Source organism: Vibrio nereis NBRC 15637 (genome assembly GCF_001591105.1).
Taxonomy (GTDB): Bacteria; Pseudomonadota; Gammaproteobacteria; order Enterobacterales; family Vibrionaceae; genus Vibrio; species Vibrio nereis.
In genome coordinates this window covers 1-12,709 of record NZ_BCUD01000031.1, presented here as the reverse complement: position 1 = coordinate 12,709, position 12,709 = coordinate 1, and the positions used below count along the sequence as shown (strand labels likewise).

At 41.2% G+C, this 12,709-nt stretch carries 16 protein-coding genes; 2 read left to right on the top strand and 14 right to left on the bottom strand.

Annotated features, from left to right (window positions below; translation table 11 throughout):
* Nucleotides 1-132 precede the first annotated feature (132 nt).
* The 8 genes from VNE01S_RS18180 to VNE01S_RS18135 form a co-directional block, all read right to left on the bottom strand.
* Nucleotides 133-537: a DUF1801 domain-containing protein gene (locus VNE01S_RS18180; RefSeq protein ID WP_053397252.1), complete on the bottom strand. Its 405-nt coding sequence runs from the start codon at nt 535-537 to the stop codon at nt 133-135.
* Between the two features lie 146 nt (nt 538-683).
* Nucleotides 684-962, bottom strand: coding sequence for a hypothetical protein (locus tag VNE01S_RS18175; protein ID WP_053397251.1), 279 nt, complete (start codon nt 960-962; stop codon nt 684-686).
* A 135-nt stretch (nt 963-1,097) separates the two neighbouring features.
* On the bottom strand, nt 1,098-1,394 hold the full coding sequence (locus VNE01S_RS18170; protein WP_053397250.1) for a hypothetical protein: 297 nt from the start codon (nt 1,392-1,394) through the stop codon (nt 1,098-1,100).
* A gap of 195 nt (nt 1,395-1,589) precedes the next feature.
* Entirely contained in the window at nt 1,590-2,300 is a 711-nt protein-coding gene (locus VNE01S_RS18165) for a hypothetical protein (RefSeq protein ID WP_011080282.1), read from the bottom strand.
* A gap of 617 nt (nt 2,301-2,917) precedes the next feature.
* Nucleotides 2,918-4,126 carry an IS256 family transposase gene (locus tag VNE01S_RS18155; protein ID WP_053397249.1) on the bottom strand — a complete coding sequence of 403 codons (1,209 nt, stop codon included), beginning with the start codon at nt 4,124-4,126 and terminating at the stop codon, nt 2,918-2,920.
* A gap of 737 nt (nt 4,127-4,863) precedes the next feature.
* Nucleotides 4,864-5,775: a PDDEXK family nuclease gene (locus tag VNE01S_RS18145; protein WP_053397247.1), complete on the bottom strand. Its 912-nt coding sequence runs from the start codon at nt 5,773-5,775 to the stop codon at nt 4,864-4,866.
* A 163-nt stretch (nt 5,776-5,938) separates the two neighbouring features.
* Nucleotides 5,939-6,367 carry an SHOCT domain-containing protein gene (locus tag VNE01S_RS19530; RefSeq protein WP_053397246.1) on the bottom strand — a complete coding sequence of 143 codons (429 nt, stop codon included), beginning with the start codon at nt 6,365-6,367 and terminating at the stop codon, nt 5,939-5,941.
* A gap of 194 nt (nt 6,368-6,561) precedes the next feature.
* Complete coding sequence (locus VNE01S_RS18135; RefSeq protein WP_053397245.1) at nt 6,562-6,795, bottom strand: hypothetical protein; 234 nt, start codon at nt 6,793-6,795, stop codon at nt 6,562-6,564.
* A gap of 257 nt (nt 6,796-7,052) precedes the next feature.
* Between VNE01S_RS18135 and VNE01S_RS18130 the strand changes: the two genes are divergently transcribed.
* Nucleotides 7,053-7,922 carry a P63C domain-containing protein gene (locus VNE01S_RS18130; protein ID WP_029857117.1) on the top strand — a complete coding sequence of 290 codons (870 nt, stop codon included), beginning with the start codon at nt 7,053-7,055 and terminating at the stop codon, nt 7,920-7,922.
* A gap of 145 nt (nt 7,923-8,067) precedes the next feature.
* Here VNE01S_RS18130 and VNE01S_RS18125 read toward each other — a convergent pair whose 3' ends face one another.
* From VNE01S_RS18125 to VNE01S_RS19340, 6 genes are all read right to left on the bottom strand, one after another.
* Nucleotides 8,068-8,646 carry a DJ-1/PfpI family protein gene (locus VNE01S_RS18125; RefSeq protein WP_053397244.1) on the bottom strand — a complete coding sequence of 193 codons (579 nt, stop codon included), beginning with the start codon at nt 8,644-8,646 and terminating at the stop codon, nt 8,068-8,070.
* A gap of 140 nt (nt 8,647-8,786) precedes the next feature.
* Entirely contained in the window at nt 8,787-9,560 is a 774-nt protein-coding gene (locus VNE01S_RS18120) for a hypothetical protein (RefSeq protein WP_053397243.1), read from the bottom strand.
* A 166-nt stretch (nt 9,561-9,726) separates the two neighbouring features.
* Complete coding sequence (locus VNE01S_RS18115) at nt 9,727-10,029, bottom strand: type II toxin-antitoxin system RelE/ParE family toxin (protein WP_053397242.1); 303 nt, start codon at nt 10,027-10,029, stop codon at nt 9,727-9,729.
* Nucleotides 10,017-10,274 carry a type II toxin-antitoxin system Phd/YefM family antitoxin gene (locus VNE01S_RS18110; RefSeq protein WP_005448240.1) on the bottom strand — a complete coding sequence of 86 codons (258 nt, stop codon included), beginning with the start codon at nt 10,272-10,274 and terminating at the stop codon, nt 10,017-10,019. Before VNE01S_RS18110 ends, VNE01S_RS18115 begins: the two co-directional genes overlap by 13 nt.
* A gap of 190 nt (nt 10,275-10,464) precedes the next feature.
* Nucleotides 10,465-10,752, bottom strand: coding sequence for a hypothetical protein (locus tag VNE01S_RS18105; protein WP_053397241.1), 288 nt, complete (start codon nt 10,750-10,752; stop codon nt 10,465-10,467).
* An 848-nt stretch (nt 10,753-11,600) separates the two neighbouring features.
* Nucleotides 11,601-11,756, bottom strand: a complete 156-nt coding sequence (locus VNE01S_RS19340; protein WP_156309919.1) for a hypothetical protein — start codon at nt 11,754-11,756, stop codon at nt 11,601-11,603.
* A 433-nt stretch (nt 11,757-12,189) separates the two neighbouring features.
* On the opposite strand from VNE01S_RS19340, the gene VNE01S_RS18100 reads away from it, so the two are divergent.
* Nucleotides 12,190-12,591: a hypothetical protein gene (locus VNE01S_RS18100; RefSeq protein ID WP_053397240.1), complete on the top strand. Its 402-nt coding sequence runs from the start codon at nt 12,190-12,192 to the stop codon at nt 12,589-12,591.
* The last annotated feature ends 118 nt before the right edge of the window (nt 12,592-12,709 follow it).

The window sequence follows — 12,709 nt, the reverse complement described above, 5'->3', positions numbered from 1 at the left end:
TAACGCCGCGTTAAGTGGTGAACAACGCGACCACCAAACCTAAACCATTGTGCCGTAAACACTAAAGCTGATTCAAACCAAAAATGCCAAGCGTTGTGAATCCGTCTTAAACGCTTTGTTATGTGAATTTTTTCACGCGCCCAAAAGAGGCAAATCTTTACGCTGTTGATAGGTTAAAGCTAACTCTAAACAGGACTTGATTGCTGTTTTTGGTAACGCTTTCGATAAGGAGAGAACTATTGCTCTGTTTCCTTGAAACACCAGTTCTTCACCGTACAATTCTCGAAATGTATCGACTAACTTAGTTTGGCAATTAAAGAACAGGTAATAATTGTTAGGAGATTTTAGCTTCCAGTCCATTCTTAGCGGACTGCCTGTTTTTACACTATAACTAGGTTCACCCCACTTTAAAGTTTCATCGACTTCACCCAGATCCAAATCAGATGCGATTTGAAAGACTAGATTTCGTAGTTCCTCTAGCCTAATACGAGCATTTTCCGGATATTCATCGAAGCGTTCTTTGACTACTTTGTTCACTGGAGCCTCCTATTCACATAACGCCCAATTAAGGTGTGAAGCACGCAACTACGATACCTGATTTGACCACCGTAAACACAGAACTTAACGCAAACCAAAAGTGCCAAGCGTGCTGAATCACTCTTAAATTGTTTGTTATATGTAGATCAACCTCCAAACTCGATTTCACATGACGGGCAGTAGCCAACACCTGCAACCACGAACTCATTACAACCAGATCTACCACATTTTTCGACTAAAGTTTCCTCAATATTGTGGTGGTAAATATACTGTTGTTTTTCCGAAAGAGGTTTTTGTTCATCGCCCAAGACTTGTCTAATAATCCCGGCTTCTGCTCCATCCATATTTTCTAACTGATGTTCAAGAGCTTGAACCCTCTCTTCATCTGTAAGGCTTTTCGCAGCCTTTCTCCACTCACTATTCATAATGACTCCATATACATATAACGCCCTGTTAAGGTGTGAGCAACGCAATACCTACGCATCCGCATACCACCTTAAACACTAAACCCAACGCATAGTAAAAATGCCACGCGTTGCGAATCACTCTTGAACAGTTTGTTAGCACACAGTACTTTCGAGGTTCAGCGAATCTTCATATTGCTTTCTACGATTAGACGACTCTTCGCAAAGTGGCTTTACAATGTACTCATACGACGCACTGTTAAAGCCTTGTTTTTCTAACGCTGACAAACATTTGCTTTCGCCAAACTCAGCCAACATAGCCTCCAATACTTTCACCGCATCTTTTTTTGCTGTTTCTACAGTAGATTCTGCTTTCCATTCTTTAGATTCTAATTTTTGAGCAATCACTTCATCCACAACTGGTCTAAAACGATTTTTACTACGGTAAGACATTCAATCATTCTCTTATCAATTTATAAATTCACTACATATTGCATCTTGTACTGTTCCAGTTCAATTGCTTATGTGTGCTAACGCCCTGTTAAGGTGTGAGCAACGCAATACCGAAGCCACCGCATCCCACCTTAATCACTAAATTCAACGCATAGTAAAAATGCCACGCGTTGCGAATCACTCTTAAACAGTTTGTTAGGCAGGTTTAGGCTCAGTCCCTATAACCAAAGATATTGATACTTCGGCAGCTTCTTTTGAAGGCTCCACGTCCCCTCGAATACCGCTATTTATAGCCGCTAACATGCAGATGAATAGAATCAGTGCGCCTACGTAGATGTAATAACTTTTAAAGTAACTAAAATTATTTTGCTCGAAAAACTCATACCCAGCAAACTTGGCCATAAGAATTTTGGGGATAACTATGAAAACTGGGAAAAAAAGCGCTGCAAACACTGACCACCAAGGATAGATTGTCGGATTACCAAAACCGTACCATAGCCATAAACCAATAGGAGCTACAACAGCAACGACCCAATAAAACAATAGATTGGGCTTTACTTCATTACCATACCTTTCACTAATCTCGCGAAAAGCAACTTGCTGCCCTATAGCTTGAATACGCATGCCAGTTACAATACAAACAGAGGAAATAGTGGCTACATGAAGCTCTAACTCTGAATAGTGCAAACCTGCAATGGACGCTATAGATATCACAGGTTCTACAAAGAATGACTTGTAGAACTCTATACCAGACAGAATGAAACCTTTCCAAACTACGATTTTGCTAGATAATTCAGCTAAAGACGTCAAGGTCAGTATAAAGCCCATAACCATTGTCACTTTAGTCAATGCATTGCCTTTCTGAAAAGAACTCTTAAACTCGCCAATTTCTTTGTCAAAATTCATGCTCAATCTTACCCATCCTGCCTAACGCCGCGTTAAGTGGTGAACAACGCTAACCACCAAACCTAAACCATTGTAACTTCAACACTTAAGCTAACTTGAACTGAAATCGCCAAGCGTTGTGAATCCGCCTTAAACGCCTTGTTAGGCGAAGTTTTCCACCTGTGTTTAAATTGTTTTGAAAGCAGATTACCCGAAACCAAATAAGCAACCAAACACCCACCGACTTTTTGTGATTCAAGAACCACAAAACTCACGATGTTTCAGCCAAAATTCCAACGACTACGAAATGCGAATTTGCAGCGACTAAGTAGTTTTTGAACCTGAGAAACTAACAGCTACGAGCTAATAGCAAAAACGAAAGCTACGATTAACTTGCCCTTTCCACACTTTGAGCCAGTTAAACTCACAACCAAGCGACTGTGAAAACCAATGAGGCAACCAACGAATATTGGCATGTTTTACGGCTGGAGAGATTCAAGAGTTTGAGCCGACAATGTTGAATTGCCGACTTAGAAAAACGAATGCTCAAAGAGAACTAAGAAGATGAGAGCAAAGAGAACTAAGAAGATGAGAGCAAAGAACTTGACTCTGTAAATAATTCTGTGTAACTGTCTTGGTTACATATAATCTGTAAGTCTACCTTCGAACATAATCATAAAGCGGTTCAGGGCTTGTCGCCAGTTTCTGATGGGCATCGTCCACTTCTTGGAAGCATCCTGGATCGCTAAGAAGATCACTTTCCTTGCCGATTCATCCGTTGGGAACAGCTTACGTTTTTTGATGGCTTTTCTAATCACACTGTTCAAAGACTCGATGGCGTTGGTCGTGTAGATCGCTCTCCTGATGTCCTCAGGGTAATTAAACAAGGTATTGAGGTTATCCCAATGGGCTGTCCAGGAGCGGCTAATTTGAGGGTACTTGGCGTCCCATTTATCAGAGAACATTTCTAGCCCCAACAAGGCTTCATCTTCGGTCTTGGACTGGTAGATGGCCTTGAGATCAGCTGCGACCGCCTTGTAGTCTTTCCACGGCACATATTTCATCGAGTTACGCACCATATGGACGATGCAGAGCTGGATTTGGGTCTCAGGGAAGGCGGTGTTGATAGCGTCAGGAAAGCCCTTCAGCCCATCGACACAAGCAATGAGGATGTCTTTCACGCCCCGATTTTGTAGCTCCGTAAGTACATTAAGCCAGAACTTAGCACCCTCATTTTCAGATAACCACATACCAAGCAACTCTTTCTGACCATCCATATTGACGCCGAGTGCAAGATAAACCGACTTGTTGATGACTTGCTTATCCTGGCGGATTTTGACCACGATACAGTCAAGGTAAACAATAGGGTACACCTCATCCAGAGGACGAGACTGCCACTCGATAACTTGCTCAAGAACAGCGTCCGTGACTTTAGATATCAACGTGGGCGAGACATCGGCGTCGTACATTTCTTTGAACGTGGCGACGATTTCTCTGGTTGTCATTCCTTTAGCGTACAGGCTTAAGATCTTGTCATCCATGGACTGGAATCGAGTCTGGTGCTTACGAACCAGCTTGGGTTCAAAGCTCGCATCTCGGTCGCGCGGCACATCAATAGGAACCTCGCCATCATCAGTGATAATCGACTTAGATGAGTAGCCATTACGGGAGTTTGAGCTGGGTTTAGTAGCGTGCTTTTCGTAGCCAAGGTGATCATCAAGCTCAGCATTGAGCGCGGTTTCGATGGTCACTTTGGTTAACATTTTGCGGAAGTCATCAAGATCGGACTCTGTCTTGATTGATTTGGCAGCTTCACGAGCAAAAGCTTCAAGTGCTTTCTTATCCATGTTGTCTATCCTTAGCCTTTTTAAGGCTTAAGCTTAGACAATTACACAGAAATCAGGACAGTCTCAAGAACTTTCCTGCCCGTCGCCTAACGCCGCGTTAAGGGGTGCAGGCACGCAATACATAAGTTTCCGCAAAGCACCTTAAACACCAAACCAAACGCAAACTAAAAATGCCACGCGTGCCAAATCCCTCTTAAACGCTTTGTTATGTTTGGGGCTCAAACTGAGCATATATCCCGATTTTTTACTGAGTTTTCATAAGACTATAGTTAAGCCCACTTATTACATAGATTACCTATTCGTCGTTTTCTTATACCCGAGTATTACATCGTAAATCTTAAAAACTATACAATAGCTAAAATATTGTACTGGCCATAATTCTAGCCCTAAAATGCTTGTTGGATAATTCGCTAAATCCCTAAGCTTCAAATATAAAACGGCAGGCCACCAGATAATTCCCGCAACTATCATTTCAAACCTGTAATACCACTTGAGCTCTATAGCTCCATCACTAGCCATCCCTGCATGAAGGAAAAGAAAATACCCCAGAACCGAAAGAAAAGTAATCAAAGCCACTCGCTTTATCCAAATCACGCATTTCCTCCGAAAACATAACGCCCTGTTAAGGTGTGAGCAACGCAATACAAAAAGCCCCTGCAAACCACCTTAAACACTAAACGCAACGCATAGCAAAAATGCCACGCGTTGCGAATCACTCTTAAACAGTTTGTTATATTTTAAAACCCACCAAATTCAATTTGGTTTAAGTCGCTGGCTTCTAACAGCTTATTCAAGCCTTTGACTGCTTCAAAGCGCAAATTATTCAGCTTCTCAACTAGCTCATGATCACGAATTTCAATAACACATTCATGCTCAACAATTACACCTTCTGCTAATGCCGTTACCGCAAGGTCACGAGATTTTTGCAGCTTATTCGAGATAGCTTGTAGCCCTTTAGGTTTAGGGGTTGGAACTCGAACTTGATCTATTACTCGCCCTTCTCTATCGGATAAACAACCAGTTGCTATTGCTTGCTGGGTCGCGGAAATTGCAGATATAAAGTCTGTCGCTCTACTTTCGCAATAAAACGGAGTTCGAATTGCAGGTCTATCAAATGCCATGGAGAGCAAAAGTAGGTAATGTTTTAGGCTACTATATTCGCTACGAAACTTTAAAACATTTTCATAGTAACGATACATCAATTCTGGGTGGTCATTAAGAAAATCTACATAGTCGTCCCAAAACATAATTGAGACCTTGAGGTCACCACTTGCTTTATTTAGTTTTGCCACATGACTTTGAAGATGAGCATCACGAGGACCAGAAGTTGCAATGATAAAGCGATCTAGTTGATGTTCTGATTCTTTTACATTAGCTAATTCCTGATCTATTTCAGACTTCGTCAATGTATTCGAGGGAGATTCATGTGAAGGCTTACTTTTGAGTGCACGTTTTTTGCATTGTATTCCTGTATGCTCTTTTGCTACGTGATTATAACCATAAACATCGATGCCGCCTTGAGCTTGACCTTCTCGACCATGTCTTTCGGCATAGTCATCTTTCCATTTAATTTTTACAATATCTTGAGTTAATTTTTCGAAATCCTGCCAATAAGCGGGAGGAAATATATCTACTACTATGTTGCCCATATGTATCCTTAAAATATAACGCCGCATTAAGGTGTGAGCAACGCTAATCACCTAACCCAAACCAATACACCGTAAACACGAAACCCAACGCGGAGACGAAAATGCCAAGCGTTGGGAATCACTCTTAAATGCTTTGTTAGGCGTGCGGTGCATGAAACTGAATTTAACCTTGTCCCAATAACTTATTTTTTTGTTGTATAAATTCTTCTTCAGTTAAAATACCTTTTTCTCTTAGAACGCCTAGCCTTTCTAGTTGTTCAATTAAGTTGTTAGGGTGTTCTAAAGTTACACCCATATCAGTTAAACACTGGTGGCTACTACCATCATGCTGATACGGAATAATTTCTTTACAACAACTACACTTCATTACCTTGGCACCACAGGACTCACATATGTAGTTAGGAAATGCCCTTGTCTCAGTTGCCTCATTGAAGATTGTTTTAGCCGACTGTCTTTTTTTGGCCGTTCCACCAAAAAAAGCCCCGCCAAGAAAGTCCCCTACGGTACCCAGGTTTTCTGAAAAACTTAGCTTTCTAAACTGAGTGTTTTTTCTACAAAATGGGCAATCCCCAATAACTCTATCTTCAGACATCTCTTTTTCCTTTTTATTAGCCGCCTAACGCCCTGTTAAGGTGTGAGCAACGCAATACCGATGCCGCCGCATACCACCTTAGTCACTTACACCAACGCATGACGAAAATGCCACGCGTTGCGAATCGCTCTTGAACAGTTTGTTAGTATTCAGACCCAACCTATTACACCTAACTTAGAAAGAAGTCTTACTTATCAGTTCTCTACCGTCTTGATACCACAGTTTTCACAGATCGTATGTCGAGAAAACTCATCCATAGAAGCTAAAAATGGGCCAACTGCCCAACCTTTGATTAACCCTGCAATAAACTCTTTACGCTTTTGATGTTTTACACCAGCAAAAGGACTAGGGTTCCTAATCAATACGGTGATATGTTTGGATTTAATGTTGCAAGCAGAACACTGATATTTGTCTATCTGATGAAGCACTAATTTTCCTCCTGAATACTAACGCCGCATTAAGTGGTGAGCAACGCAGACCACCAAACTTAAAGTATTGTGCCGTAAACACTGAAGTTGAAGCAAACCCAAAATGCCGAGCGTTGGAATCCGTCTTAAATGCTTTGTTAAGCCCACCCTTTTAATGTCCATTAAAGACGAATTTAAACGCATTTTTTAGATTTTAATGGACACACAAAAGAATATTAATTATAGTAAATTTACATTGTCCAATAATGGTAATAAAAATGGAACAGATAGAAAAAAAAGCAAGTTTCCAAGGTGATCTTGATATTGGTCCTATTAAACTTAAATGTTTTGTAACCGAAGACGGTGAGCGGTTTATTTCGGGCAGGAGCATGACTGGCGCTATTGGAATGAAAGGGCGTGGCCAAGGTGTTGCCCGCTTGGTGTCCAATGCAAAGCTTGCGCCTTACATGAACCACTCTCTTAATATGGCGCTCCAGAATCCTGTAGTACTGACTGGCCAAACACCAAGACCCGTACACGGATTTCGTGGTGAAATCTTGGCTGACTTGTGTGATGTAATTCTCGAAGCCCGTAAAGATGGCGTGCTAACCACTGAACAGGATATTCGATACGCTGAATATGCAGAAACACTAATTCGTGGATTTGCGCGAGTTGGTATCGTTGCCCTGATTGATGAGGCCACTGGCTATCAAGAGGTTCGCGAGAAAAAAGCGCTGAGTGCAATACTAGAAAAATACATCCGTGATGAACCTAGGAGAAAATGGACTAAAACTTTCCCTGATGAATTTTGGTATAAACTTGTAAAAATTAAGGGCTACGACAGCTACATGGCTCTAAAAAGGCCAGCGTTTGTTGGCCATTGGGTCAACGACATAGTTTATTCACGCTTAGCTCCAGGGATAAAGAAAACGCTTCAGGAGAAAAACCCTCGAACAGATGCTGGCCATCGAAAAACTACTCATCACCAGTTACTCACTGAAGACTACGGGTTACCAGAACTAAAAGACCACCTAAGCAAAGTAATGCTTTTGATGGACGCTTCTAGTAATTCAAAGGAATTCGACAAGCTTCTCAATCGTGTAGCTCCTAAATATGGCGATACTCTCGAGCTACCTCTAGAAGATTAACTTATTCCCACGGGGTAACCTGTGGGTTTAACGCCCAATTAAGGTGTGAGGCACGCAATACCAATGCTTCCGCATACCACCTTAACCACTAAAACCAACGCATAGTAAAAATGCCACGCGTGCCGAATCACTCTTAAATTGTTTGTTATGTGCATTCTTGCCAGTTGTACTCCATTTGCCTCGCCACTGTCTCGGCAAACTGCTGACCGTAGTGTTTTGACACTATATGTAAGCTCATGTCGATACCCGCAGATATACCACCAGAAGTTGTGAATTTTTCAGAAGTTACCCAGCGTTGGTTATTAACAACATTTAAGTCTGGAAACTGAGTAGCTAAATCAGGAATATCTTCCCAATGGGTAGTCACTGTTAAGTTTTGGATTAAACCTGCTTGAGCTAAAAGAAACACACCAGTACAAACTGATGCAACTTCGGAAGCTAGAGGGACTACCGAAGCTAACCAAGTCATGATATTTGGCTTACACATTTCATCCGTGTGTACCCCACCCACAACAACCAGTAAATCTATTGGAGGATGATCCTGTAACGAATAATCAGGTAAAACTTTGAAACCACCACGAGCTACAACTGGCTTAGAGCTTTCTGAAACTAGAAATATGTTCAGACTCTCAGTACCAAGCCGTTTAGCTGTACTAAAAACTTCAAATGGACCCGAAAAATCAAGAACTTCTGCTTGATCGTAAATGTAGATACCTATGTTCATTGTGCCTCCATGCACATAACGCCCTGTTAAGGGGTGAGCAACGCAATACTAAAGCCGCTGCATACCGCCTTAATCACTTAAACCAACGCATAATGAAAATGCCACGCGTTGTGAATCCCTCTTGAACAGATTGTTAGCAATTAAATTGCAGACAAACCTTCAGCGTTTTTTCCATACGCAATTACCATCAACTCGAATAATTCTGGTATTTCAGTGATCTCAAGAAAAGGGAACACATAACTTGTCTTGCTGTACCCTATGAACTCATGATGATACTCGCTTCCGCTAGGCACTCCTGATATGAACACTTCAAAAAAGAACCCTAAGAACAAAAAGCATACTACTTGTACAGATTTATGATTAGCGTCCATATAAGTGCGCATAAAAGGGGAAATAATGCAATCACGTAAGTTTTTTCTAGAAAAGCCACCTTCAGTACTATCTATTAACTTAAAGCCCCTAACCGAAAAAGTTCGTTTCGATATCTCACTAGACGTATTAAGCGTAAACCGAAGTTTTTCATTCAGTTTGTCTGATAGAGTTATAGCTGCATAGTTTTTATGATCAGATATACTAACCCGCCATAAAATCGCTGCTACAAAACTCCTAATAATTTGCGTGTCTATATTTTGAAAGCTGACACCGGATTCTGTCCTTTCTGAGCCAAATTTGTTTCGCAACACTTTCTGGCTATAATCCTCATAATATGTATTTAGTTTCGACTCACACCTTTTACATAACTGCTTTGTAGCCCAACTATCCTGAGTTTTCTTAATCGGAACTCCATCAGCACCATCTAATAATATTGCTTGACCACTTCCAGCAGAAAAAATGCTCTTAAACAAGCTATCAGGAATAGCATGCGAGTTACACAATTCTGACGGAGTCCGACACAACTTGCATTTACTTCTCATAGTTATCCACTTAACTCCCTTTAATTGCTAACGCCCTGTTAAGGTGTGAGCAACGCAATACCGATGCCGCCGCATACCACCTTAACCACTAAAACCAACGCATAGTAAAAATGCCACGCGTTGCGAATCACTCTTAAACAGTTTGTTAGCCGCTCATTCCCAAAGGTTATTGCTTGCTCAGTAGGAACTTACGCAAGTCTCTCTCAGCACGCATAACAAACAGAATAAATACTTTGTCGCCGTCTTGTTTATAGAAAACGCGGCACGGATTAACTACAACTTCACGATAACTTAGATGTTCTAGTTCAGGCGGAATGCGACCCGATTCAGGGAAAGCCTCTAAGCGCTCGACTTTAGAAAAGATCGTTTGAACCAATTGTTTTGCAGCTACGATATTTGCAAGTGCGATGTATTCAGCGATATCATTGAGGTCGGATAGCGCTGGCTCAGTCCAGATTATTTCAGCCATTTTGACATTTTGTCCTTGGCTTCATCGTGACTCACCACTTTACCGTCCGCTAATGCACGTTCACCTCGTGCAATCCCCTCCAGAATCGCCAAACGATTTTGCATAAACTCGTAATCATCAACATCAACCAGATATGCCGATGGTTTACCATGTTCGGTAATTAACACTGGTTCCTTAGTGTCGTGGAGATCGGCAAGGATCTTTGTTGCTTGGCGTTTGAGTGATGTAACTAGTTCTACTTTCATGAGAGCTGCTCCAAAGGAATACTAAAGTGATACTATTCTATCACTTTGAGTATAGCAAGCTCCATGACGGCTAACGCCGCGTTAAGTAGTGAGCAACGCAAACCACCAAACTTAAACTATTGTGCCGTAAACACTAAATTCAAAGCAAACCGAAAATGCCGAGCGTTGCGAATCTGTCTTAAACGCTTTGTTATGTGATATTTTGCTTATCTGATAGTTTTCTATACCGCCACTCTCCTAGAAACCAAGAGATAACATTAAACGGAATACCAATTGCTAATAAAAACATCACCGTCGTAGGCAACTCAGTGAGAAACTCTCCCCATCGGTTTTGGTTAGTAAAAAGAGCAAAACCAGCAAACTTCCCGAGAAAAAGTCCCCCGCTAATGATTAAAGTTTGAGTGACTATGTAGTAAACAGCACCTTTTTGTCGTTTATTTGCCCAGTTTTTAAACCATTTATTTTGAGACTCTGTCATCTTGTTCCTTTCACTTTGATATCGGTCCTATCTAACCTAACCATATGAAACTAAGATACAATTTGATTGGAAACTTATACGAGCAATATCGCGATTTAGGCATATCACATAACGCCGCGTTAAGGGGTGAACAACGCTACCACCCTACCTAAACCATTGTGCCGTAAACACTAAAGCCAATTCAAACCAAAACTGCCAAGCGTTGTGAATCCCTCTTGAATGCTTTGTTAGTTGCCAAACCTAAAGCTTTGATTTGAAGTTAATTACCGCTTTGCCAACACTAGCTTTACGTGTTTTCGAAAACTCAAATCAGGCGCAGTTTCCAAGCGCCTGTCACTGAAACCACTTGGAACATACAACGCCGTAGAAAACGAGCTAACAACACCAAAAAGCGCCTTTGGACAAACAATGTTAGCTAACTTTCAACATATAAATCGGTTTCTGAAATAGAGAATACAACCACGAAAGAAACCAACGCACGATTTTACAAACCCAAATAACTAGAAATTGAAATACGAAAACCGAGCCAAAAACACACGAACATTAACCCTAAACATTCTGCTTTAGTTGCGTTTTTCTCGTTGGCAACTAACGCCGCGTTAAGTGGTGAGCAACGCTACCACTCGACCTAAACCATTGTGCCGTAAACACTAAAGCTGAATCAAATTGAAAATGCCAAGCGTTGGGAATCCGTCTTAAACGCCTTGTTAGTTACCTTGAGGTGAGCGCCAAACTCGAAGTCAGACGAGAAAAAGACGCTGCTACATTTGAAATTTCATTTTTATCTATTTAACGCATAGCTACGTACAAAGATGCTCTATTAGGTTAGAGCAATATATTTCAACTACTTACGCAGATTTCTTTTTACATGCCAAAATTAGAGACGCAATACCTTGACAGATATTACGAAAATCTTCAGATGACATACCAGAGATGATCTGAGCAGCAGCATCTAAAGTAAGGCTCAGCTGTAGACTGACCTCAATCAATAAATGTGCACCCATAATATGAGTCCTCATAGTACGGGTAGTTTACCTATCCACTACAAACTACGGTTAATCGGGTAGTAGTGCAGTTACTTGATTCTCCTAAACTTGGGTTACATGAAGCGACTCTTCTTAAATGGTTAAGTCTGTTGAAGTGCCAGTGCTCAAGATACGAATATCTCTACAGTTGAATATATCATTCGCTAGTATTTAATTTTGGGATCTATTTTGGTAAATGTGAGGCATGACGGGTAACTAACGCCCAATTAAGGGGTGAACAGCGCCACCACCCAACCTAACGCATTGTACCGTAAACACTATATTTGAAGTAGAAGCAAAAGTGCCAAGCGTTGTGAATCCCTCTTAAATTGCTTGTTATGTGCCGCAGATCAATGTCGTAAGCCAGACAAACTACGACAATTTAAGAACTCAACAGTTGAGAACACTAATCATGAAATACGCGACTATCATTGCCACTGCTGCACTTATTTTCTCTTCTATCGCATGTGCTTCTAATGAAAAGAAAGGTACTTTTAAAATCGGCGACAACGTCGATGATGTTCCTTGTACATGTGTTTTCAATAAAAACCGGATGTGGAACCCCGAAACCATAATGTGGAACAACGAAGAGTGGTACTGCTCAAATTATAATGAAGACGGTACGTGCGCTTCAGTAGCACTAGTTAACCCTACCAAACTAGAAGCAATATGCGACAGCGACACTGTTCCACTTCATTGCATATTTAATCTAGAAAATGCGCCAAAAACCGTGACCATTGAGGGAAATTCTTGGGAGTGTGGGGCACGAAACCAACTTGATAATATGTGTATCAAAGCCGTTAAATCTCAATAGGCACATAACGCCGCATTAAGGGGTGAACAACGCAAACCACCCACCTAAACCATTGTGCCGTAAACATTAAAGCTAATTCAAACCAAAACTGCCAAGCGTTGTGAATCCCTCTTGAATG